The sequence below is a fragment of the Mixta mediterraneensis genome (genome assembly GCF_014946725.1).
Classification (GTDB): domain Bacteria; phylum Pseudomonadota; class Gammaproteobacteria; order Enterobacterales; family Enterobacteriaceae; genus Pantoea; species Pantoea mediterraneensis.
The window spans coordinates 228,465-253,178 of record NZ_JACFXY010000002.1; the positions used below are offsets into that span (position 1 = coordinate 228,465).

A 24,714-nucleotide genomic window follows, 5' to 3' on the forward strand; every position below is an offset into this window, starting at 1 on the left:
AATGGTTGCCATAGCGGTTAACCACTGATGATCCAGGGAGTTGTGATGTCGTCACCGGAGCAGACTTTTGATAACAGGGACGAGTGGTGTTTGCTTGCTGATGAACTTTCCCTGTTACCAGGAATGACCGATACAGGGCGCCTGGGATTTGCCATTCAACTAAAATTCCGACAGGTACAGGGCCATTACCCTGAATCATTAAACGATTTCCCTTCAGGTGTTGTGCATGCTATTGCCGGGCAGATCGGATGCACTTCGGTATCTCTTGAAAACTACCCGCTTCAGGGGCGGCAGGCTCAGCGGCACCGCCAGAATATTCGTCGCTATCTGGGTGTCAGGCTCCCAGATAAAGCTGATATAGCAAGGCTCAGCGCCTGGTTAACCGAATTTATCCTCCCGTTAAACCCGCAGGCTGTACAAGGCAGCGAACTTGTTACTGACTGGTGTCAGGAGCAGCAGATTGAACGGCCCGCCGCCGAGCATCTGGATCGGATTATACGTTCAGTCGTACACCAGTTTGAAATAAAACAACAAAACACCATATTTACCCGACTTTCACTCGACAGTAAGGTTGCCATCAATCACTTACTGTCCGCCGAAGAACCGGGCACTGCCAGAATAAACGAAGTTACCTTCAGTGGTCTCAAAGCTGACCCGGGAAGGCCCAGTCTGGAGAATGTCCTTTCCGTCATCGCCCAGCTAAAATGTCTCGATAGTGTTGCGCTACAGCCGAATATTTTTCAGGGAATATCCCCTAAATTCATCGTGCAGTTTCAACAACGGTGTGCCAGTGAATCGATCAGGGATCTTCGTCGCCACCCTTCAGCGATCCGTTACAGCATGGTCGCTATGTTTTGCTGGCGTCGCCGCCAGCAATTGACCGATGCGTTGATTGAGATGTTGATGGTGCTAATCCATAACCTCGGCACCCGGGCTGAAAAAAAGGTCGATAAAAAGCAGTTTGCGGCGTTTAAAAAAGTAAGGGGCAAGGCGCGTCTGCTGTTCCGCATGGCCGAGGCCACTGTTGATCAGCCGGACGGCGTCATAAAGGACGTTGTCTATCCCGTTGTCTCACAGAAAATGCTGCAAAATCTGGTCGATGAATTCAAAACACTTGGGGTAAATACCGAACAGGAAGTACATGAATCCATGCGTTCTTCTTACGGTAGCCATTATCGTCGGATGTTGATGCCGGTACTGGACCGGCTTGAGTTTCAGTCCGGCAACGCTCTGTATCGCCCTGTGATTGATGCCATCCAGATTATTAAGGAAAACAGGACCAGCAATCAGCATTTCTATGCGGTGGGTGATGTGCCTGTTGACGGTATTATTCAGAAAAAATGGCGGGATGTTGTCATCGTACAGAGCCCGTCCGGTGAAGAGCGTATTAATCGTATCAACTATGAAATCTGTGTGTTACGGGCCTTACGCAAGAGTCTGCGCAACAAAGAAATCTGGGTCACCGGCGCTGATCGTTATCGTGATCCGGCAGAAGATCTCCCTGCCGATTTTGCCACCAATCGCGCATATTATTATTCCCTGTTGCAGGCACCCACTGATGCGACAACCTTTATTAACCAAATCCAGGACAGGATGCATTATTGGCTCGGTACGCTGAATAATGGACTGCCGGATAATCCCAAACTTCGTATCAGGGAACAGGGGAAAAATCGTATCCACCTGACGCCGCTGGATAAACAAGCGGAGCCACCCAACACAGCAGCGCTGAAGCAGGAAATAGGCCAGCGCTGGGCCGACCTGGAGTTGATAGACATACTCAAGGAGGTGGATTTACGGGAACATTTCTCGTCGTTATTTCGCACATCTGCCAGTCGGGAAGTACTTGAGCCCGGGGTATTACAACGCCGCCTGTTGTTATGTCTGTTTGGCCTCGGTACCAATGTAGGCCTGAAGCGTATCGCCAGCCAGCAACCCCGCGTTAACTATGATGAATTGCGCTACGTTAAACGACGGTTTATTCAGAAAGATGCTTTACGCTCAACGATTTCACATATTGTGAACGGTATTTTCCGTATTCGTCAGCCCGCTATCTGGGGAAATGCGACGACATCCTGTGCTGCCGACTCCCGAAAGTTTGGTGCGTATGATCAGAATCTGATGACAGAATGGCATGCCCGTTATGGCGGGCGTGGCGTGATGATTTACTGGCATGTGGATACGCACTCCACGTGTATTTATTCACAATTGCGCCGCTGTTCCTCATCGGAGTTGGCCGCGATGATGGAAGGTGTTCTGCAGCACTGTACCGACATGGAAATCAACCACCAGTATGTGGACAGCCACGGGCAAAGTGAGGTGGCTTTTGCGTTCAGTGATGTGCTGGGGTTCGATCTGTTGCCGCGCCTGAAAGCGATCGCCCGACAGAAACTGTATGTGTGTGAAAAGGAAGATGCCTCGTTGTACCCGCATTTGACGCCGGTTTTAACCCGGGGGATCGACTGGGAGCTTATTGCACAACAGTATGACGAGATAATCAAATATACTGCGGCACTGAGAACCGGAACAGCAGAACCCGAGGCCATATTACGACGATTCACCCGCAATAACATTCAGCACCCTACCTATAAGGCACTCGCAGAGCTGGGCAAAGCGATTAAGACTATCTTCCTCTGCCGTTATTTGCACGATGAGTCACTGCGTTGCGAAATTAATGCGGGTCTCAACGTCGTTGAAAACTGGAACAGTGCCAATAAATTTATTTTTTATGGCGAACACGGAGAATTCACCAGCAACCGGCCTGCGGATCAGGAGCTGTCGATGCTCTCTCTGCACCTGTTGCAAATCAGTCTGGTCTATATCAATACATTGTTGATCCAGAATGTGCTGGCAGAGCCGCTCTGGCAGCAGCGAATGACAGAAGAAGACTGGCGTGGTCTGACGCCATTGATATACCACCATGTTAATCCGTATGGTCGTATCGAGCTGAACATGGATCAGCGGCTGGCGCTGGCCGCCTGATAGTGTCCGGAACCGTTCGGTTTCGTACACTGGATCTCAATACTGTCCGAAAGTAAGTGAAATTAATTTCGGATATGCATTATGATTCGGACATACTTTTCGGACGGGATTTTAACTATGTCACGCGCTTTTGCCTACTGCCGTGTTTCCACACTGGAGCAGAACACGGAAAACCAGCGCAGGGAAATAGAGGCTGCCGGTTTTGCCGTCAAATCCCAGCGGCTGCTCGAGGAGCACATCAGTGGCTCCGTTGCTGCCAGCGAGCGCCCGGGATTTACCCGCCTGCTCGACAGAATGGAAAATGGCGATGTTCTGATTGTCACTAAACTGGATCGTCTTGGACGAAACGCTATGGACGTCAGGAAAACGGTGGAACAACTGGCGGCATCGGGTATCAGGGTTCACTGCCTGGCCCTGGGTGGCGTGGATCTGACCAGCCCGGCGGGGAAAATGACCATGCAGGTGATCTCGGCTGTCGCTGAGTTTGAGAAAGACCTGCTGATTGAGCGCACGCATTCGGGTATTGCGCGAGCTAGGGCTTCGGGAAAACGCTTCGGTCGCCCTTCGTCACTCAATGAGGAACAGCAAAAGGTGGTGCTGGAACGTCTTAACGCTGGAGCAAGCATTAGCGCTATTGCCAGAGAATTTGGCACCTCGCGGCAGACTGTTAGTCGTTTGCGGGATAAGGCCGGAGGTTAACATTTAGCATTAAGGCGAATGAGCATCAAAGTTAGTGTCTGTGTTAAATGATTTTTTACTGTCTAAAAGGAGTTTTCTGATTAAAATTAGAACATTATATATGGCGATGCTGTTAATCTCGCCAGCCTGTCTGGCGTTGCCTGCAGGTGAAAAAAATAAAAATACCAATGTGGCACATGTCATTTCGGATTACCGGATATCACTTGTGTCACTTCCTCTAGATTATTATCTTCTGGAAAAAGTACAACACCCCAGAGCTATGCTTAAAAGGTATAACCTGAATTCACAGATATGGTCTCCGCAAGGCGTCGTCTCTCCGGACGCTGGCAGAACGGGAGCGATATCTATATACCTGCTTCCGCCAGAGAAAAAATTGATCAATAACGGCAGCAACAACAATGGTGTCAGGGATGCCAGTACCTCCCACAAACGGGCACTCCAGTATCAAATAGACAACAAGGCGTCGTGATGAAAAGAATTTTCAGACTATTAATTATTTTGCTTGTTATTTTACTGCTGGCTGCAGTGCTGTGGTGGTTCTTCGGGCGTGGCAATCCGAATGCACTATGGCAGATCGTCAGCCAGCAGTGCGTACCTAATCAGCAGCAGAACAATAATCCGGCACCGTGCTTAAGGGTCGATTTAACCGATGGTTATGTGCTCTTTAAAGATAACAAGGGTCCTTACCACGATCTGGTAATGCCGACCGAAAAAGTCAGCGGCATCGAGAGCCCCACATTGCAAACAGAAAAGGCTCCGCCTTATCTCGCTGTAGCTTGGAATAACCGCACACATATCTCCACAGAAATGGGTAAACCGTTAAAAGATGCATGGGTTTCTCTGGCGGTCAATTCGAAGTATGGCCGCTCTCAAAATCAACTGCATATTCACGTTGCCTGCTTGCGGCAGGATGTCTATAACGTGCTGAGTGAACAGGCACACCAAATTGATCAATAGTGGCGTCCGTTGGCGGTGAAATTGGTCGGCCATCAATATCTGGCCAGAAAATTGTCGGATACCGATTTGACTAAAGAAGATCCTTTTCGCTTGCTGCAAAACTATGTGGTTGAGCAGGGCGACAGCATCAGCAATTATGGTCTGGCGTTGGTTGTCAGTCCGCAGGGCGAGATGCTGCTGTTGGCGAACCGTTTGAAGTTGACCGATCTGAATCTGGGTTCGGCTGGCGAAATTCAGGACTATCAATGCAATGTGGCGGGGAACTGAAGGTTATAACAGCCCGTCGAGGATCCGATTTCACATATAGGTAATTAAAACCATCCATCCCCCAGAACCGTTTGGCTGATTTTTCGCCATTGGGGACAAACGAAAGTGGCGCTGACGGTGTTTATGAAGTGTGGTGGTACAGTCATAAAGTGGGTGTAATCGACCTCAAAAAGAGGTCATTCAGATGGGTAAACAATGTTAAAAAGTGTACACCATGTCTCCGGTCTGAACACCGCTCACAGGGTGGGGATGACCATCTCATTAGCCCCGCCTCATTACGTAACCCAATGAGGCGGGGTTTTTTATTTCTATATAAAACCGCCTTATTTTTTCGGGCTACATCGCAATATACAAAAAGAAAATCAACAGGATAAATTTAACAAAGGGGGGCTGAAGCTGTGAGTGGGAGGCTGTAAACAAACGCCACTTGTCCCAGTCATCAAAAGTCCGCTCCTGTGACAACATTTCAACTCCCTGAATCATCAATGGGTAATTGCATCGACAAATATCTCACAGGTGAGTGATTTTTACTCAGATCCAGTTAAAAATCAGATGTCGCATTTTGCAGCTTCGCTCCCACTAGGCCAATAAGCATGAAAGCGCAGAAAAACACGTTTCCGGCGAAGCAATTTACATTGATGATAAGTCTGAGTTACCGGGGCTGCTACATCTGTGTCCACGTTTGAGCGAACATGCCCATGCGCATATTACGCGTTTAGATATTCAGCCTTGTTACGCCATTCCCGGCGTAGTCAGCGTATTAACCTGGCAAGATGTACCGGGCGTCAACGATGTTGGCCCACTTGAACCGGGCGAGCCGCTGCTGGCACACGAAAAAGTTGATTACGCTGGACAAATCATCATTGCCGTCGCCGCCGAAACAGCCGACGCTGCTCGCCTGGGCGCTGAAGCCGCTATCATCGAATATGAAGTGCTGGAGCCGTTGTTAGATGTCGAACAGGCCCTGGCACAAGGCAGTTTTGTCCAGGAGCCGCATGTTCATCAGCGAGGAGACGCTGATGCGGCGTTAGCGCGTGCGCCACATCGCATTAAAGGGCAATTTCATATCGGGGGACAGGAGCATTTCTATCTGGAAACGCAGACGGCGCTTGTCATCCCTGGCGAGGACAGCACGCTGCAGGTTTTTTCCTCCACGCAAAACCCAACCGAAGTACAAAAGCTGGTGGCTGAAGTCATGGGTATTACCATGAATAAAGTCACCATTGATATGCGCCGTATGGGCGGGGGATTTGGAGGCAAAGAAACCCAGGCCGCTGGTGTCGCATGCTTATGCGCCGTGGCGGCACGGCAAACCGGGCGCGCCGTGAAAATGCGTCTGGCACGACGTGACGACATGCGCATTACCGGTAAGCGTCATCCATTCTTTGTCCGCTACGAGGTGGGCGTCGATGATGAAGGACGACTTTGCGGCGTAAAAATTGATCTGGCCGGAAACTGCGGTTATTCACTCGATCTTAGTGGATCGATCGTTGATCGCGCTATGTTCCACGCTGATAACGCGTATTACTTAGGTGATGCGCTGATTACCGGGTATCGCTGCCGCACCAATACGGCCTCGAACACTGCTTATCGCGGCTTTGGCGGCCCACAAGGCATGGTGGCGATTGAACAGATCATGGATCATATCGCCCGCGAACGCGGCCTGGATCCTCTGACGCTGCGCAAGCGCAACTACTACGGTAAAACCGAACGTAACATCACCCATTATCATCAGCAGGTTGAGGATAATCTGCTGGATGAGATGACCGAACAGCTGGAGCGCAGCAGCGCATATCAGGAACGCCGCGCTGAGATAACCCATTTCAACGCCAACAGCCCGTTTCTGAAACGTGGGCTGGCGCTGACACCCGTTAAATTTGGTATCTCATTCACCTCAAGTTTTCTCAATCAGGCTGGCGCGTTGATCTTGATTTACACCGACGGCACGGTTCAGCTTAATCACGGCGGCACCGAGATGGGCCAGGGCCTGAACACCAAAGTGGCGCAGATCGTAGCCGAAGTATTGCAAATTGACGTCGATAAGATCCAAATCACCGCCACTGATACCGGCAAAGTCCCTAATACCTCACCAACTGCGGCTTCAAGCGACACCGATCTGAACGGTAAAGCGGCACAGAACGCGGCTGAGATTCTGCGAGATCGGTTAACGAAAATGCTCTGCAAAATCCACAATTGCAGCGCCAGCGCAATAGGTTTCCGCAACGGCATCATTCACGCGGGTGAAAAATATTACACCTTTGCCGAAGTGGCACAGCTGGCATGGTTTAATCAGGTGCCGCTGTCAGCAAACGGCTATTATCGCGTGCCGGGTATTCATTATGACCGTCTGGCCGGCCGGGGTAAGCCGTTCTACTACTTTGCTTACGGGGCCGCCTGCTGCGAGGTGGTGATTGATACGCTGACCGGTGAATATCGCCTGTTGCGAGCCGATATTCTGCATGACGTTGGCGCATCCCTTAATCCAGCGATTGATACCGGTCAGGTGGAGGGCGGTTTCGTGCAGGGGCTGGGATGGCTGACCTGCGAAGAGCTGGTGTGGAATGACAAAGGGCGGCTGCTCACTGACGGCCCGGCCAGCTATAAAATTCCGGCGATCAGCGATGTGCCGCCCGATATGCGCGTCACGCTGGTAGAAAATCGTCAGAATCCGCAGGACACCGTGTTCCATTCCAAAGCGGTCGGCGAACCGCCATTTATGCTCGGTATTGCCGCCTGGTGCGCATTACAGGATGCCATTGCCAGCGTTGATGGCTATCGCCAGCATCCGATGCTGGATGCGCCCGCCACGCCTGAACGGGTATTTTGGGGCGCACAGCGGCTGGCAGGAGCGTGTGATGATTTATCATGACTGGATTACCGTGCTGCACGTGCTGCGTGAAAAGCGTCAAAGCTGCGTATTAATTACCGTTCTAAGCGAGCGCGGTTCGGTGCCGCGCGATAGCGGCAGCAAAATGGTAGTGACGCCCCATGAAACTTTTCTGACCATCGGCGGCGGCCATCTTGAATATCAATGCATCGCCCAGGCGCGCGACATGTTGCAGAGCGGCCAGCAAACGCCGCACAGCGAAAATTTTTCTCTTGGCGCACGCCTCGGGCAATGCTGCGGCGGTATGACAACCCTGCTGTTTGAACCGCTATTGCAGGCGCAGCCGATGATCCAGGTTTATGGCGCAGGGCACGTTGGTCTGGCGCTGGTCAATCTGCTGTCAACGTTACCCTGTCACATCAGCTGGATCGACAGTCGTGCCGGGCAGTTTACCCATGTCCCGCCAGGGGTGGTGGTAATTCAACCAGAAGATCCGCTGGATTGCGTGGCACAAGCGGCACCCGGTAGCTATTTTGTGGTGATGACCCATCATCATCCGCTTGATCTGGCGCTGAGCGAAGCGATTTTAAAGCGCGGTGATTTCCGTTATGCCGGTGTGATTGGCTCACAAACCAAAGCACAGCGGTTTCGCTATCGGCTGGAAGGCAAAGGCATTCCAGCCGATAGCCTGGCGTGCCTGCGTTGCCCGATTGGTTTACCCGATGTAAAAGGCAAGCTTCCCGTCGCGATTGCTGGCGAAATTATCAGTATTTATCAGCAGCAGGTGCTCGTCTGAGTTGTTCAACAGCAGGCAACCTGCCAGGATGAGTTTTTTGCGTTGGTCGTCCAGGAGTCATCATCATGAATACCCGACAGAACCCTTTCTTCAGTGTCAGCCCCTTGCCGTATCAGGCTCCGCCCTTTGATCAGATTCAGGAGCAGGATTTTTTGCCCGCTTTACAGGCCGGTATTGAAGAGAAGCGCCAGGACGTGCTGGCGATTGCCAGTAATAAAGATGAGCCGACTTTCCTTAATACCTATGAAGCGCTGGAACGCAGCGGTCAGTTATTAAATCGCGTTAATTTAGTGTTTAGTGCGATGACGTCTGCGCATACCAGCGATTATCTGCAACAGATTGATGAAGAGATTAGCCCGCAGCTTACGGCGCTGGATGATGAAATTACGCTCAATCGCTCGCTGTTCGACCGCCTGGATGCGGTGTACCAACAGCGAGCAAAACTGGACGCTGAATCCAAACGTTTAGTTGAAGTCACCTGGCAACATTTTCAACTGGCAGGCGCTAATCTGCCAGACGCGCAAAAGCAGGCGCTAAAAGCGCTGAACCAGGAAGCGGCCCAGCTGAGCACGAAATTCACTAATAAACTGCTGGCGGCAACCAAAGCTGGCGGTTTAGTCATAGCAGAGGCACAACAGCTTGCTGGCTTGAGCGCGGCGGATCTTGCGGTAGCACAGGCGGCAGCGCAGGCGCGTGGTCTGGAAAAGAGCTGGCTGCTGGTATTGCAAAACACGACTCAGCAACCTGCCTTACAAAGTTTGATCAATCGCGATACCCGCCAGACCCTGTTCCACGCGGCCTGGACACGCTGCGAAAAGGGCGATGATAACGATACGCGAGCGTTAGTGCTGCGTCTGGCGCAAGTGCGCGCCGAACAGGCAAAACTATTGGGTTTCGCCAGTTTTGCGGCCTGGCAATTACAGGATCAAATGGCGAAAACGCCGGATGCCGCTTTTGCTTTTATGCGTAACATTGTTCCCGCCGCCCGCGCCCGTGCCGAACGTGAAGCCTCAGTGATTCAGCAAACCATTGATCAGCAACACGGTGGTTTTACCCTGAGCGCGTGGGACTGGCGCTTTTACGCCGGGCAGGTACGCCATGCGCAATATGATCTGGATGAAAGCCAAATCAAACCCTACTTTGAGCTGAACACGGTACTGAAAAACGGTGTTTTTTGGGCAGCGACTCAGCTATTCGGTGTTACCTTCACTGAGCGCCATGATTTGCCGGTTTATCATCCTGATGTGCAGGTATATGAGATTTTCGATGCGGATAACACGCCGATGGCGCTGTTCTACACCGATTTTTTCAAGCGTGACAGCAAGGGCGGCGGCGCGTGGATGAGCAATTTTGTCAATCAGTCCACGCTGCTGAATAGCAAACCGGTGATTTACAACGTGTGCAACTACACAAAACCACCAGCCGGTGAACCGGCATTATTAAGCTGGGATGATGTCATCACACTGTTCCACGAATTTGGGCATACTCTGCATGGGCTGTTTGCCAGCCAGCGGTATCCCAGTTTATCTGGCACCGCCACGCCACGTGATTTTGTCGAATTTCCATCGCAGCTCAACGAGCACTGGGCCAGCGAAAAGCAGGTATTTCGCCATTTTGCACGTCATTATCAAACGGGCGAAGCGATGCCCGCCGGACTGCATGAGAAAATCATTCGCGCCGAAAAATTCAATAAAGGCTATGACATGAGCGAATTGCTGGCAGCCGCGCTGCTGGATTTGCACTGGCACAGCCTGAACAGCAGCACGGCTGTATCCTCAGTGGACAGCTTTGAACAGCAGGCGCTGCAAAGCGATAATCTGGCATTAGCGGCCGTTCCGCCACGCTATCGTTCCAGCTATTTTCAGCATATCTGGGGCGGCGGCTATGCGGCGGGTTATTATGCCTATATCTGGACGCAGATGCTGGCTGATGACGGCTATCAGTGGTTTGTCGAAAACGGCGGATTAACGCGCGAAAATGGCCAGATTTTCCGTGAAAAAATCCTGTCGCGCGGCAACAGCAGTGATTTGAAAAAGCTGTATGCAAGCTGGCGGGGGGCAGAACCGCAAACTGGACCGATGCTGAAGAATCGCGGTTTAGCTGAATAAGCGGTTAATAGCAGGGCGGTGGGCTGGTTTGCCACCGCCTGTTGCCTTCTTCCTGAATTAACCGAGCGGACCACCTTCAATGGTTTCACACATTCCCGCCAGTACATGCTCACCGGTTTCCGTTTTAAGCGATCGATACCATTCAGCGGTAATCGCTGGATTTTTAGCGTGTGTGACATCGCTTCGCTTACGCGCCTTCAGTACTAAATCTTTTACGCGTTCAACGCGACGCGCCTGGTAACGCAGTAGCGCATCTTCAATACCTAACGAATGCGCCGCCAGCGTTGATGCCAGCACAATCGCATCTTCCATTGCTGCGCATCCACCCTGGCCAATATCGGGCGTGGTACTGTGGGCGGCGTCGCCAAGCAATGCGATTCGGCCTTTGACAAAACGACTGAAGGGCTCAATATCATGGATCTCGACCCGATTTGTCGTGTCTGGATTGATAGCCGCGATCAGCTTCTGCACCGGTTCAGCCCAGCCGCTAAAATAGCCACGCAGATCTTTTTTTACCGTGCTGCGATCTTCCGCCAGACCTTTCGGCAAAGGCACATCAAAAAAGAAGTAAAAAAGATTACCACTAACAGGCATTAACGAGACGCGCTTACCTTCACCTACAAATGTGGTCCATTGATTAGCGGGAGCGATGCTTTCATCCGTCTCAACCAGGCCGTTCCAGTTCACATAACCGGCATAGCGGCGTTCGAGGGTTTCGCCTAATACATATTGCCGAATCACTGAATGTGTGCCGTCGGCTGCAATCAAAAAATCACCGCTGGCCTGGCTGTTATCGTCGAACGTGGAGATTACGCCGTTTTCGTTTTGCTCTACCTGAATAACGCGTTTGCCAACGTTAACGCGCGAACGGCCATAGGTATCAATCAACATGGCTTGCAATTCTGCCCTGGCAACCGGGTACGGATATTCTCCAACCTGTTGCACCAGCGGGGCCATGCTAAAACGCGTTAAGGTTGTACCGGTTGCGAAATCGTTATATGCCATATACGTCATATTGCCGCCTAATGCGCGCAGGGAAGCTTTCATCCCTAATGCGTTTAAGCATTTAACGCCATTTGGCCAGATGGATATTGCGGCACCCACCGGTTTAATTTCTTTAACTGCTTCAAAAACAGCTGTTTCATAACCCATCTTTTCCAGCGCAATCGCCGTACTCATGCCGCCAATACCACCGCCGATCACAATTGCTTTCATAGTGTCTCCTTCAGTTTGATGTTATCTTTGCAACTTTCGTACCAACTGAAAAAGAGTGTGCAATACGCATTTTATCACTTAAGAATCAGCAAATAACATCTTCATGTCGATGGTTACGGCAGAAGGGGATTTTTGATTTGCACTGTTAGATGGTGCAATTGCGCCCCATAATGGTGCGTATGGATTGGCTGAAAAGCAGCCTGTATCTTTTGTTTCAGGTGGGTGATAGCAGGGGGCATAACTCCATTTTAGTTAAGCATTGCCAGTATAAATTTTCCTTTTTTTTACAGTTTTGCTAATCAGTTTAAAAGTTATCAACTGATTTTAGATAGTGCGCGTCTGGTGTTTCACCATGACGCCTGATAATACCGATGGCGTCTTCACAGCCAGTGATTTTTTTCCGGTAAAATAGCATGACAAATCACGAATTTATACGAACAGACTCAGATAAGCTCAGGTTCACTTTATTAAAAATCACGTTAAAAAATACCCAGACGATAAAGATGGCTGAGGTTTCATCCATTAATATTTATCAACTGTAGAGATTATTATATCTTTTAAGATATTCCTCAGTCCCACGCCTGCGAACCTCATGTTATAGATCACCCGAATAACATTTCACATCGAAAGTAAATTATGAAAATAGGCATAACAAATAACCAGTACCCGGAGCAACGTAATATCTTAGTTAACCCGGAAAACACCTATATCAATCTAAAGAAACGCAATATCTATTATTTTATGAACCCTTTTCGCACACGGGTACTTAAAAAAAATAAAGTATTTGTATTTCTTCCGATTCCTTTTTTAGCAACAAAAAAACCAGATATTTTACATTTGTTTAACGAAGTGGCGATCACGCGACATAAATGGTTAGCCACTTTCGAGACTGAATTGCCGCGCGTATTGCCTGTCGCGGGTGTGGCTAAGCATGAGAATACTGAGCTGCACCGCCTGATCCCACATGTATTAAAAGATAACTGCTTCGGTTTAATTGCGATTTCAGAGGCAACATTAAACATTCAGATGAAGTTGTTTAAACATACGCCTGATATTGCCAAACGTATGCGGGAAAAAACGGTGGTACTTCATCCTCCACAACCGCTTTTTTGCCAGCAAAAACTGCCGCGCCCGCTAGGAAAACTACGGCTGGTATTTGCCGGTAATGAGTTTTACCGCAAAGGGGGAGCCGAAGTGGTGCTGGCCATTTCGCAGCTGCTGGAGGAAAAAAAGATTGATGAATCGCAACTGGACGTTCAGTTAATTGGCGAACTCAGCAAGCGTCATAATATTGCTCATCGTCAATATCAGGACAATGAAGCGTTCTATCGCGATATTGAAAACCGCATTCAGCGTTATTCCTGTTTCAAACATCAGTCGCGAATGGATAATGCCGCCCTGATGGAACTGTTCCGCAACAGTGACCTTGGTTTGCTGCCAACCTGGCAGGAGACATATGGATTCTCGGTATTAGAAATGCAGTCCAACGGTTGCCCGGTGATAACCAGCAACGTACGCGCATTGCCTGAAATCAATCCGCCCGAGGCGGGCTGGTGCATCGGCGGCACATTGAACGATGACCGGGAGTACAGCATAGGCAGCGTAGCGGAGAGGGATCAGCTGCGACAGGCGCTGGTTAATGCGCTTAAACTCGTGTTGCTGGAAATCATAGAAAACCCCGGTATCGTGCAGCAAAAAGGCGAGGCCGCCATTACGCGTATCAAAGAGCAGCACTGTCCGTCGCGCTACATTCAGCAGCTCAACGATATTTATCAGCGTGGCGTAACGGCATTCAGGTTACATCCGCCGCAGACCGCAAATTAGAAAGATTTTTCAGACGTGACGTACCGCATTGGCCATACTGATTACAGCGTCCCTCTGGAGATCGATCATGAAACTTATCCTCAGCCTCAGCGTGCTGTTGTCCAGTCTTTTGGTCGGCAGCACCTTCGCTCAAACGACCCGCTATCTTCCTTCTCGTGCGCCCATTGCGCAGTTAACGCCCATTGCCGCCAAATGTGATGTTTCTGCTTGCCAGACGAATTGTTATGTTGAACGTTCGCAATGTAAAAACAGGGATAATGGTTCCTGTAGTTCACAGGCGCAGATATGCGTGCAATCATATGCCTCTCAATGTAAATAATCTGGTTCCGTGAAGAAACAACGCGTCGATAATGCAAAAGCTGCTCCCTCTGATCTTATTTTTTTCTCTTGCGCCCAGTTGGTTGGCCGCATCACCGATGCTAACCTCACAGCAGGTTACTGCTGTGGTTAAACAGACCCTCGAACCGCTGCTTGCACAACAGGCGATTCCCGGCATGTCGGTCGCGGTTTTGTATAAAGGCCGCACGCAGTTCGTTAATTTTGGCGTGGCCAGCCTGGAATCGCGTCGTGTGGTTACTGAAAACACCATTTTTGAATTAGGATCGGTCAGCAAAAACTTCACTGGCGTGCTGGCGGGTGTTTTGGTAAGGCAGGGAGAATTACGGCTAAACGATCCGGTGAAAAAATACTGGCCAGCGCTTTCAGGGCCGCAGTGGCAAACGATCAGCATGCTGCATCTTGCCACCTACACGGCGGGGAATCTGCCCTTGCAACTGCCCGATACGGTGACCGATGAGGATTCACTGCGCAACTATTACCAGCAATGGCAGCCGCAAGCAGCGCCTGGCACCACGCGTCAGTATTCTAATGCCAGCATAGGTTTGTTTGGTCATCTGATGGTGAAGGGCAGTTTTGAAGCGGCGATGCAAAAGCATGTCTTTCAGCCTTTGCGCCTGACGCGCACCTTTATCACCGTGCCAAAATCGATGATGTTCGATTATGCCTGGGGATACAAAGATAAACAGCCGATCCGCGTTTCGCCGGGTATGCTGGATGCCGAAGCGTATGGCGTAAAAACCACCGCACGCGACATGCTAACTTTCATGCAGGCGAACGCGAATCCCAATGGCTTATCTTCCGGCAATACTGTGCTCAGAAATGCCATACTCACATCGCAGTCACGCTATTTTAAAACCGGTTCGATGTATCAGGGGCTGGGGTGGGAAATGTATGACTGGCCGGTAAAAGCGCAAACCGTGGCCGATGCCAGTGATAACAGCGTGGCGCTGAAGGCTCAACCCACAGAAAGGTTACTCCCCGTGCGCCCGCCGGTTCGTGCAGCCTGGATACATAAAACCGGTGCGACCAGAGGATTCGGCGCTTATATTGCTTTTATCCCCGATCAGAACACCGGTATTGTTATGCTGGCTAATAAAAATTATCCCAATCCAGAACGCGTCAAAGCGGCATTTAAGATTTTAGCAGCCTTACAATAGGAAAAATGCCCGCTCTATTTTTCCTGCTTTATCTCTTGTGCGGCACAAATTAGCGCCAGATGGCTCAAACCCTGCGGCATATTGCCGCGCCAGCTATTGCTTCGCACATCAAACATTTCATTAAAAATATCGACGTTGCCATGCTGGTTAAACGTTTCCAGAATCTCGTTCATTGATTGCTGCGCTAAATCGTTTTCGTCTAAGGCTGCCCAGGCTTCAACCAGCCAGAATGAACAAGCGAGAAACGTGCTTTCTTCTTTTTCAGCGCCGCTATAGCGATAAAGCATGGCGCTGTCATTGCCCAGCTCTTTTCTGATCGCCTGATAAGTGGCGAGCATGCGGTCAGGATTCACCGTCTTGCCATAGTGATGAGTCAGTGCCAGCGAGGCATCAAGCTGTTCACTGCCGACGTAAAACACATATGCCTGTTTTTGCTCCGACCAGCAATGCGTTTCAATCCAGTCACGAATGCGATCGCGTTCGCGCTTCCAGCGTCCAACCCAGGTCGGCTCAATATGCTGACTTTCGGCCATTGCCACTGCACGATCGAGCGCCAGCCAGCAGGCCATCTTCGAGTGTGTGTAATGGTATTGTTCGGGCAGTTCCCAGATGCCTGAATCCATCTGCCGCCAGTTATCGGCACAGCTGTTGGCCAGTTCACCCAACATGCGGGAGGTGGTGAGGTCTAATACGTGTCCCGCGCTGATAAATAGCTGAGCCGTTGCCAACATATCGCCAAACATGCTGAGCTGCACCTGATCGCGCGCATTATTGCCGACGCGTACTGGCTGCGATCCCATATAACCGGCTAAAGCAGGATAGCGCTCTTCAGGCACCGCATCGCCCTTAAGCGTGTAGCAGGCCCGCAGGTTGACGCCGTGGCGAATGATCGTTTGCGACAACCAGGAGAAAGCCGCCTTACTGTCTTCAAGCGCGCCCAGATAGACGAATGCTTTAATGATCAGGCTGGCATCTCGCACCCAGGCGTAACGATAATCATAATTTTTTTCGCCACCTATGCCTTCCGGCAACGAGGTAGTTGCTGCCGCAGCCAGCGCGCCGGTTGGTGAATACCACAAAAATTTTAGCGATAAGGCAGAACGCTTAACCAGCTCGGGAAAACTGCCCTGGTAGCTCAGGCTGTCTACCCAATCGCGCCATGCGGTATCGCTGGTTTCGATACGTTTGTCGATTGATGCAAGTTCCGGCACGGCCAGGGGTTCATTTTCACTGATTAACAGGGCACATAACGAGCGCGAGCCGGGCGAGGTGAGCAACCGCCCCGTGACTTTTTCATCATCTAAGTAATCGATTTCAACATCTTCGCTGGTGCGCACCATCGCCATTACCTTCGCGATATGAAAAACTTTTCCCTGATCGCTGTCGGCAACCCACGGTGAACGCGTTTCTGCCGCCGTCCCGAAACGCAGGTGAAAGGTCAACTTAACCTGACCTTCGATCCCTTCAATACGGCGGACGAGTTCGCTCCACGGTAGTCTACCCGCCAGCGTACTATTGATGGATTCAGTAATACGTACACAGCCAGACTCTGTTTCAAACTGCGTTTCCAGTACGTTGCTGTTCTCACGATATTGACGTGTTACGCGATAAGGCGCGTCAGGAACAATTTGGAAATAGCCGCCGACCTGCGGATCAAGCAGACGATCAAACAGCGGTTTAGAGTCCAGATTAGGCGCACACCACCAGTCAATCGAACCGTCGGGCGCAATTAACGCTACTGAACGTCCTTCACCTATCGCGGCGTAACTCCCCAGTTCGGCAAAACCGTTCTCACGTTCCGGCGTAGAAAATGTCTGGTTTTCCATGACTGTCCCTGTAAGAAAAGATCAAAAAAGTAGCCGCATTAAGCGGCCACAGAAGGGGAAAAGATTACAGCGTGCCGGTGCCCCCATCGGTGCACCATACCTGGCCGGAGGTATAACTGGTTTCGGTTGAGGCCAGGGTGACATAAAGCGGCGCAATTTCAACCGGCTGGCCTGGACGACCGAGCGGTGCTGAAGCGCCAAACTGCTTAACTTTCTCCTGGGGCTGGCCGCCGCTGGATTGTAATGCGCTCCAGAACGGTCCTGGCGCGACGGAGTTGACGCGAATGCCTTCTTCACCTAACTGCTTAGCAAGCGCTTTAGTGAAGGCGACAATTGCCGCTTTGGTCTGCGCATAATCCAGCAGAATTTCACTGGGCTTAAACGCCTGAACGGAAGAAGTATTAATAATACTTGCGCCACGCGGTAAATAATCGACAGCGGCTTTGGTGATCCAAAACATGGCATAGACGTTAGTTTTAAACGTCGCGTCGAAATCTTCGGTACTCAAGGTACGAATGGACTCATTAAATTGTTGGCGTCCAGCGTTATTCACCAGAATATCCAGACCCCCTAATTGCTCGACAGCTTCTTTAACCAGTTGCTGGCAAAATGCTTCCGTCCGAATATCACCTGGCAGCGCAATCGCTTTACGTCCTTCAGCCTGAATCAGCTTAATAACTTCTTTTGCATCCGATTCTTCTTCAGGCAGATAATTAATTGCCACGTCTGCGCCTTCACGTGCGTAGGCAATGGCAACCGCACGGCCAATACCTGAGTCTCCCCCGGTGATCAGCGCCTTGCGGCCGGTAAGACGGCCACTGCCGCGATAACTGGTTTCACCATGGTCAGGAACCGGTACCATTTTTCCTGCTAAGCCTGGCGGGTTTTGCGGTTGTTCTTCAAAAGGTGGTTTAGGAAATTCATTCAAATCGAGGGTCTTGTTCGTTGGCGTTGTCATCTGTAGCTCCTTGAACATTGTTATCGGAAAATATAAGTCTGGCATAAAGGTGATATTTGTCACATCTAAACGCTGACTATTTAACCAGGGAGCGAAAACAATTCAGATAATAACGAAAGCAAAGCAAGCATAATGGCGGGGGAAAACGGAAAGCTATTTAATTTGCGGGAAAAGTTTCTCCCGCAAATTAAAATGCCGGATAACACAATTTTTAAAAGGCGATTTATCCGCCACGTACTGAACTGCGCCATTTCACCTCTGCCTGATAAATGCGACATGTTTGCTCTTGCTCAGCATGGAGCTGTAAGGTGTGATCCTGGCGTTCAGTACCAATCAGCCATTGCACGGCATCGCGCGCGAACTGCTCAACCGGCTGGGCAAAGGTGGTGAGATTGTAAGACGACCAGCCTGCCTGCGGGATGTTGTCGTAACCTACGATGCATAAATCTTCCGGTATACGCAGCGAAAAGCGATGCCGGGCTTCATCCATAAAACCACAGGCAATAAGATCGGTGACACAAAATACCGCATCAGGACGATCGTCACGCGTCAGCAAGCGATGCGCGAGGATTTGCCCGCTTTCATATGAGGTGGAACCAAAGCGTTCTACCGTTACCGCCAGTCCTGCTTTATCTGCGGCGGCAAGAAAATCTTTTTCACGCTTTATCAGGCTGGGCGTGCCGGCTAAAGAATTAGCAAAAGCAAGATGACGACAACCTGCGCGTAAAAAAGCTTTCAGCGCCATGTCGGCAGCAGCGCGGGAATCAAGATTAATGCTTAACGAGCCCGGCAAGGCTTCATCACGGTTGATCAGGACCAGATGTTGACCATGTTTCGAACAAAGCCGTGTAATGGCGCTGTCTGGCATACCAGAAAGGATAATTGACGCATCGGCACGAAAGTTAATGGCCTGCTGTAAGGCAGCAGAAACGCTGTGATCGGAGCGATCGGTGTTAATCAGCATGGCGATTTTGCCCGCTTCCTGCAGGCACTGCGTTAGCCAGCGCACCAGATTAGCACGGTAGGGCGTATTCACTTCCGAGGCGATAAGGCAAATGATACCGCTACGATTACGTACCAAACCGCGCGCTAAATGGTTAACGTGATACCCCAGTTCTTCCGCTGCTTTTAATACGCGCGCACGCGTTGCCGCTGAAACACTCGCTCCTGGTGTATAGGTCCGGGAAACGGCAGAGCGGGAAACGCCTGCTCTGTTCGCCACATCTTGCGCGCTTACCCCCCTTTATCATTGTTCATTTGCCTTTTCCATACCACCCACGGAATGGAGTGAGTCTGCCTGAGATTGCAAAGCTGTGCAAAAAATATTTAGCACGTAATGTTTCAAATTTGTGACGCCGCCTAACAATTGCACAACAAGCAGATTGACAGGGTGTTTGCGCTTCCTTACTAATTTGCACACACGTGCAAAAACAGGCGCCAGTGAAGCGCCACCCGAAAAATCAGGAGAATAAAATGCGTTACTCATCGCTCGCCGCCGTAATCGTTCTGAGCTGTACGACATTGCCCTTTGCCGTTCATGCCGCAGGTAATCTCAACATGATTTGTTCCGCAGACGTGGTGGTTTGTGAGCACATGACGCGCATTTTTAGTCAGTCGCATTCCGACATTAAAGTCAATATGGTGCGACTGTCAGCGGGTGAGGCCTATGCACGCATTCGCAGCGAGGCACGCAATCCCAGAACGGATATTTGGTGGGCCGGAACGGGCGATCCGCATATGCAGGCCGCGGAAGAAGGGCTGACGCAGCCGTATAAATCGCCTCTGCTTTACCAGCAGCTGGACTGGGCGAAAAAGCAGGCTGAGATTTCAAAATACCGCACCGTGGGTATTTATGCAGGTGCATTAGGCTGGGGTTATAACACTAAATTGCTGGCAGAGAAAAAGCTCAAAGCCCCTGCCTGCTGGTCAGATTTAATCGATCCCGCTTTCAAAGGCGAGATTCAAATCGCTAATCCTAACTCCTCCGGGACCGCCTACAACACGCTGGCGACGCTGGTGCAAATCATGGGCGAAGACAAGGCGTTCGACTATTTGAAAAAGCTTAATGCCAATATTTCTCAATATACCAAATCAGGTTCGGCACCGGTAAAAGCAGCGGCGCGTGGCGAAACCACAGTAGGTATTGTTTTTATGCATGATGCGGTTGCTATGCAGGTCGATGGCTTTCCCATTAAATCCGTCGCACCGTGCGAAGGGACGGGTTATGAAATCGGCTCCATGTCGATTATTAAAGGCGCCCGTAATCTGGCCAACGCGAAAGCCTGGTATGACTGGGCGCTCAGCGCTGAGGCACAGTCGCATATGAAAGAGGCGAAATCCTTCCAGCTGCCGTCAAATCGTCATGCTGAGATTTCTGAATACGCCCCGCGCTTTGAGAACATCAAGCTGATCGATTATGACTTTAAAACCTATGGCGACTCGGCAAAACGCAAAGCGCTGTTAGGGCGCTGGGATAAAGAGATCGGCGCCAGCGCGCAGTAGTTAGATCGTTACGTTCGGTAGCGCTTACCGGACCATTTTCACGCTGAACAGCGGTGGCATAAGCCTGATTTCCGCTTCCTATTCAGGTCGAGGTAATTAATGAATGCGTATAACCGCCGCTTAACCGGCGTGCTAATCGCGGGCGCCATCGCGCTGCTTTTGTTGCCGTGGTACAGCCTGGAAAATGGCTTTTTTAGCGGAGGCTGGCTGGCAACGTTGTGGACAGATGCGGCGAGCGCGCCCGGACTCTGGCAAATTATCGCCTTTCAGCATTCGTGGCTGGGCATTGCCGCTGGGCTGTTTTTGCTGTGCGCGCTCTGCGGCTTTCTTCCTGTAACTCAGGCACGAAGCCGGCTGCTACTGCTGTTAAGCGCGGCAGGCGTCATCTATTTAGTGATGGAAGGGCATGCTATAGGCTACAGCGGCTGGAGCTGGCTCTGGCTGGAAAACAGGTTTGGGCCATTAGCGCAAGGGCAGCCCGCCATGGGGGCAGGTGCGCTGCTGCTGCTGACTGTTTTCCTGTTTATTTTCTCCTTTGCGCTGGCCGAGCGCGGTGTCCTGAGAGGTGATGCGTTTGTCGTTGCCTCAATCGTTTCGCTGGTGGCACTGGTCACGCTTTTTGTGCTTTATACGGTACTGAGCCTGTTCGTTGCTTCAGTGCAGGATATTGACGGTAGTTTCAAGCCAGATGGTTTGATCAGCAACATTCAGGATCCTGTTATCTGGAGCCTGTCATGCCTGACAGGCGGAACCTGCGGCACGGCCTGGCGTACTTTATGGCTGGCTATTATGACTGCCAGCGGCTCAACGCTCTTAGGGTTAGCCTTTGCGCTGGCTGCCACACGCACACCGCTGCCCTGTAAAAAAGCGCTGCGCATGTTGACGGTTTTACCGATTATCACGCCGCCTTTTGTTATTGGCCTGGCATTAATCTTGTGATTTGGTCGATCCGGCGTAATAACCGTACACCTCGCCGCGCTATTTGGTGTTGAACCAGGCCGTTGGCTGTATGGCTTAACCGGCATCTGGATAGCCCAGGTTTTGTCCTTCACGCCGATCGCGTTTTTAGTCTTGATTGGCGTGGTGGAAGGGGTCAGCCCTTCGCTGGAAGAAGCTTCGCAAACGTTGCGTGCGAATCGCTGGCGCACCTTCAGCCGCATCTCTCTGCCACTGATGGCGCCGGGCCTGGCGAATGCTTTTCTGATCAGCTTTATCGAAAGCATGGCTGATTTCGGTAATCCCATGGTACTGGGCGGCAGTCACGGCGTGCTGTCAACGGAGATCTTTTTCTCCGTGGTGGGGGCGCAAAACGACCCGAGTCGCGCTGCGGTGCTGGCAATGATCCTGCTGAGCTTTACACTCGCGGCCTTTCTCATTCAGCGCCTGTGGTTGTCCGGTAAAAGTTTCGCCACCGTTACTGGCAAAGGCGATGGCGGCATGCATGGAAAACTGCCAGGCGTAGTGCGTTACAGCGTGTACGGTATGGTGATCCCGTGGGGCATGTTTACCCTGGTGATTTACGGCATGATCCTGATCGGCGGTTTCGTTCAGTCCTGGGGACTGAATAATAATCTTACCTTCGATCACTACATTCATGCATTTGGCATCAGCATTAACCATGGCAGCGTCATCTGGCGCGGTGTGGCCTGGAATTCATTCTGGACCACGCTGGAAATTGCGTTGATCGCGGCTCCTCTTACCGCCCTTGTCGGTCTCCTTACCGCATGGTTAATCGTGCGGCAAAAATTTGCAGGACGACAAACGTTTGAATTCATGCTGATGTTGAGCTTTGCTATTCCCGGCACCGTCATCGGCGTCAGCTATGTTATGGCTTATAATTTGCCGCCGCTGGAAATCACCGGAACCGCAATGATCCTGATTGCCTGCTTTGTTTTCCGCAATATGCCAGTAGGCGTACGTGGCGGCATTGCCGCAATGAGCCAGCTGGATAAAAGCCTTGATGAAGCCTCGTTAACCCTGGGTGCCAACAGTTTTCGCACCTTGCGCAAAGTTGTGCTTCCGCTGCTAAAACCCGCCATCAGCGCTGCTCTGGTCTATGCCTTCGTGCGCGCCATCACCTCGATTAGCGCCGTCATTTTTCTGGTCAGCGCCCAGTACAATATGGCGACCTCGTATATCGTCGGCCTGGTCGAAAACGGTGAATATGGCGTTGCGATTGCGTACTCCTCGGTGTTGATCGTGGTCATGCTGATCATCATCGGCGCGTTTCAGCTACTGGTCGGTGAGCGTCGATTGCGCCGTGCCAGCCGCACGATTGATATTCCCACACCCCCTAATTCCACCGCCTTAACCCAGGAGAGAGCCGTATGATTTCGCCAGGTTCAGTTGTGTTTGAACATGTCGCTAAGCGTTTTGCGGATTTTACTGCGCTGCCCGATCTCTCTTTAACTGTCGAGGCGGGTACGCTGGTCACGCTGCTGGGGCCTTCCGGGTGTGGCAAAACCACCACTTTGCGGCTATTAGCCGGGCTGGAGCATCCGACATCGGGCCGGATTTTAATTGGGGGTCGGGATGTTACCCAGCTACCCGCCAATGTAAGAGACGTGGCGATGGTTTTTCAGTCTTACGCGCTATTTCCCCATATGAACGCCCTGGACAATGTGATGTACGGGCTACTTTCATCCGGCATCACCAAACGGGAAGCGCGGGATCGCGCCCGTGAAGGATTAAAGCTAGTGGGACTGGAACATCAAGGGCTGCGGCTGCCGTCAGAATTGTCAGGCGGACAACAGCAGCGTATTGCGGTTGCCCGTGCTTTGGTGCTGGAGCCGCAGGTACTGCTGCTGGATGAGCCGCTATCTAATTTGGACGAGCGCCTGAGAAGGCGAGTACGCACCGATATTCGTGATTTACAGCAACGGCTGGGCTTTACCGCTGTGTATGTGACTCACGATCAGGAAGAGGCGCTGGCAGTATCCGATAAAATCATTGTCATGAAAGAGGGCGATATTGCTCAGCAAGGCGCGCCGGAGGAGCTTTACCACTCGCCCAGCTCAGTATTTATCGCGGATTTTATGGGGGAAGCCAATATCGTGCCGTGTGAAGTTGAACGTCTGGATGGCAGCGATGCTCTGGTAAAAGTCGGCAGCCAGCAATACCGCATACGCGGTTCGGTGGCACAGGCCGGTGCAGCCCAGCTTGCAGTGCGGCCGCAGTTTATCACGCTGCGTGGTGAAGGGCCGGGCGCATTGAAGGGAGAGATCACCCACAGCACCTGGCTTGGCGATCATATCGAATATGAAGTTCAAACCGAGCTGGGATCACTATTTATTATCGACTCGATGATGGAGCAAAGGCTGCCGCTATCGACAACCGTTGCGGTGGATTTCAAACCGCAGGGGCTTGCCCTGATCGCCCGTTAATTCGGTTTATTACAAGGACAACTTATGGAACAACAGCAAACAGATTTACTCAGCCGTCTGACGTTAGCCGAAGAAGTCGCACGGAGCGGAGGTGCGATGGCGTTGAACTATTTTAATCAACGCGAAACGCTGGTAGTGGAAACCAAATATGATTTGCAGGATGTCGTCTCAATTGCCGATCGGGACGTTGAGCAACTCATTGCTGCTCGTATTCGAGAAGCGTTTCCAGAAGACGGTTTCCTGGGCGAAGAGTATGGTTTTCAGCCAGGAAGCACCGCCTACACCTGGGTGGTTGATCCTATTGATGGCACCAGCCCGTTTTTAAATGGCATGCCAAACTGGTGCGTATCTGTGGCAGTGCTGCACGAAGGCGTGCCGGTTATTGGCGTGATTTTTGCGCCTTATTATCAGGAATGTTACGTTGCGGCGCAGGGCAAAGGGGCGACTTTAAATGGCCGAAAACTGCAGGTCGATGCCACCCGGACGTTACAAAATCACGTCACCGGTTTTGGGGCTAACAGCTACGTCAGCCCGGAAAAAGTTGGCGAGATTCTGGCGTCATTACTGGCAGAGGGCGGCAATTTTATTCGTATTGGTTCTGGTGCGCTTATGCTGGCCTGGGTAGCAGCAGGGCGCGTTGTCGGTTATTACGAACCTTATATGCATGCCTGGGATTGCCTGGCAGGTTATTGCCTGGTGAAAGAAGCGGGCGGTTGGTGTCACCCGTTTAATACTGAAGGCGAACGCCTCAACAAAGGCGCTCAGGTTCTGGCGGTAGCACCTGGGGCAGAAGCCGATTTACGGCGTATTGCCGGGCTGTAATGAGACGCAACGCAGACATCTGAAATCGCCTGCGTTGCCGGTTATCATTCCGCTT

At 51.3% G+C, this 24,714-nt stretch carries 16 protein-coding genes and 3 pseudogenes; 14 read left to right on the forward strand and 5 right to left on the reverse strand.

From position 1 onward, the window contains the following. Positions 1-27: 27 nt before the first annotated feature. The 7 genes and pseudogenes from H2P46_RS05240 to dcp all read left to right on the forward strand — a co-directional run bounded on the left by H2P46_RS05240 (position 28) and on the right by dcp (position 10,633). Positions 28-2,979: a Tn3 family transposase gene (locus H2P46_RS05240; protein ID WP_193404141.1), complete on the forward strand. Its 2,952-nt coding sequence runs from the start codon at positions 28-30 to the stop codon at positions 2,977-2,979. 117 nt (positions 2,980-3,096) lie between these two features. Then, positions 3,097-3,678, forward strand: a complete 582-nt coding sequence (locus tag H2P46_RS05245) for a recombinase family protein (RefSeq protein WP_193404142.1) — start codon at positions 3,097-3,099, stop codon at positions 3,676-3,678. A gap of 100 nt (positions 3,679-3,778) precedes the next feature. Beyond that, positions 3,779-4,147 (forward strand): PhoPQ-activated pathogenicity-related family protein, encoded by a 369-nt coding sequence (locus H2P46_RS05250; RefSeq protein ID WP_238938937.1) that lies wholly within the window; start codon positions 3,779-3,781, stop codon positions 4,145-4,147. Beyond that, a pseudogene (locus H2P46_RS05255) lies at positions 4,147-4,902 on the forward strand (CDP-diacylglycerol diphosphatase). The gene H2P46_RS05250 and the pseudogene H2P46_RS05255 overlap by 1 nt, the downstream one beginning before the upstream one ends. A 583-nt stretch (positions 4,903-5,485) precedes the next feature. Further along, a pseudogene (gene xdhB, locus H2P46_RS05260) lies at positions 5,486-7,771 on the forward strand (xanthine dehydrogenase molybdopterin binding subunit); the annotation flags it as partial. Continuing rightward, positions 7,758-8,525 carry a xanthine dehydrogenase accessory protein XdhC gene (xdhC, locus tag H2P46_RS05265; protein ID WP_193404143.1) on the forward strand — a complete coding sequence of 256 codons (768 nt, stop codon included), beginning with the start codon at positions 7,758-7,760 and terminating at the stop codon, positions 8,523-8,525. The pseudogene xdhB and the gene xdhC, both read left to right, overlap by 14 nt. A gap of 65 nt (positions 8,526-8,590) precedes the next feature. Continuing rightward, entirely contained in the window at positions 8,591-10,633 is a 2,043-nt protein-coding gene (gene dcp / locus H2P46_RS05270) for a peptidyl-dipeptidase Dcp (RefSeq protein WP_193404144.1), read from the forward strand. A 57-nt stretch (positions 10,634-10,690) separates the two neighbouring features. Here dcp and hpxO read toward each other — a convergent pair whose 3' ends face one another. After that, positions 10,691-11,848 carry an FAD-dependent urate hydroxylase HpxO gene (gene hpxO / locus H2P46_RS05275; protein WP_193404145.1) on the reverse strand — a complete coding sequence of 386 codons (1,158 nt, stop codon included), beginning with the start codon at positions 11,846-11,848 and terminating at the stop codon, positions 10,691-10,693. A gap of 636 nt (positions 11,849-12,484) precedes the next feature. On the opposite strand from hpxO, the gene H2P46_RS05280 reads away from it, so the two are divergent. The 3 genes from H2P46_RS05280 (at position 12,485) to ampC (ending at position 15,168) form a co-directional block, all read left to right on the forward strand. Continuing rightward, positions 12,485-13,672, forward strand: coding sequence for a glycosyltransferase (locus tag H2P46_RS05280; RefSeq protein WP_193404146.1), 1,188 nt, complete (start codon positions 12,485-12,487; stop codon positions 13,670-13,672). A gap of 67 nt (positions 13,673-13,739) precedes the next feature. After that, the gene (locus tag H2P46_RS05285; protein WP_193404147.1) at positions 13,740-13,991 is read left to right on the forward strand and encodes a hypothetical protein; all 252 of its coding nucleotides are present in this window, start codon (positions 13,740-13,742) and stop codon (positions 13,989-13,991) included. A 28-nt stretch (positions 13,992-14,019) separates the two neighbouring features. Then, positions 14,020-15,168 (forward strand): class C beta-lactamase, encoded by a 1,149-nt coding sequence (gene ampC / locus H2P46_RS05290; RefSeq protein ID WP_420846530.1) that lies wholly within the window; start codon positions 14,020-14,022, stop codon positions 15,166-15,168. A gap of 14 nt (positions 15,169-15,182) precedes the next feature. Here ampC and H2P46_RS05295 read toward each other — a convergent pair whose 3' ends face one another. The 4 genes from H2P46_RS05295 to H2P46_RS05310 all read right to left on the reverse strand — a co-directional run bounded on the left by H2P46_RS05295 (position 15,183) and on the right by H2P46_RS05310 (position 19,438). After that, a complete protein-coding gene (locus H2P46_RS05295) occupies positions 15,183-16,994 on the reverse strand; it encodes a glycoside hydrolase family 15 protein (protein WP_193404149.1) in 1,812 nt (603 codons plus the stop codon). Positions 16,995-17,058: 64 nt separating this feature from the next. Further along, positions 17,059-17,952 (reverse strand): SDR family oxidoreductase, encoded by an 894-nt coding sequence (locus H2P46_RS05300; protein WP_193404150.1) that lies wholly within the window; start codon positions 17,950-17,952, stop codon positions 17,059-17,061. Positions 17,953-18,175: 223 nt separating this feature from the next. After that, positions 18,176-19,174 carry a substrate-binding domain-containing protein gene (locus H2P46_RS05305; protein WP_193404151.1) on the reverse strand — a complete coding sequence of 333 codons (999 nt, stop codon included), beginning with the start codon at positions 19,172-19,174 and terminating at the stop codon, positions 18,176-18,178. A 24-nt stretch (positions 19,175-19,198) separates the two neighbouring features. Then, positions 19,199-19,438 (reverse strand): hypothetical protein, encoded by a 240-nt coding sequence (locus H2P46_RS05310; protein ID WP_193404152.1) that lies wholly within the window; start codon positions 19,436-19,438, stop codon positions 19,199-19,201. Here H2P46_RS05310 and H2P46_RS05315 point away from each other — a divergent pair. From H2P46_RS05315 to H2P46_RS05330, 4 genes and pseudogenes are all read left to right on the forward strand, one after another. Beyond that, positions 19,426-20,454: an ABC transporter substrate-binding protein gene (locus H2P46_RS05315; RefSeq protein WP_193404153.1), complete on the forward strand. Its 1,029-nt coding sequence runs from the start codon at positions 19,426-19,428 to the stop codon at positions 20,452-20,454. The genes H2P46_RS05310 and H2P46_RS05315 overlap by 13 nt on opposite strands. 99 nt (positions 20,455-20,553) lie before the next feature. Next, positions 20,554-22,785 (forward strand): annotated as a pseudogene (locus H2P46_RS05320) (ABC transporter permease). Beyond that, complete coding sequence (locus H2P46_RS05325) at positions 22,782-23,837, forward strand: ABC transporter ATP-binding protein (RefSeq protein ID WP_193404154.1); 1,056 nt, start codon at positions 22,782-22,784, stop codon at positions 23,835-23,837. Before H2P46_RS05320 ends, H2P46_RS05325 begins: the two are co-directional and overlap by 4 nt. A gap of 24 nt (positions 23,838-23,861) precedes the next feature. Beyond that, on the forward strand, positions 23,862-24,659 hold the full coding sequence (locus H2P46_RS05330) for an inositol monophosphatase family protein (RefSeq protein ID WP_193404155.1): 798 nt from the start codon (positions 23,862-23,864) through the stop codon (positions 24,657-24,659). Positions 24,660-24,714 lie beyond the last annotated feature (55 nt).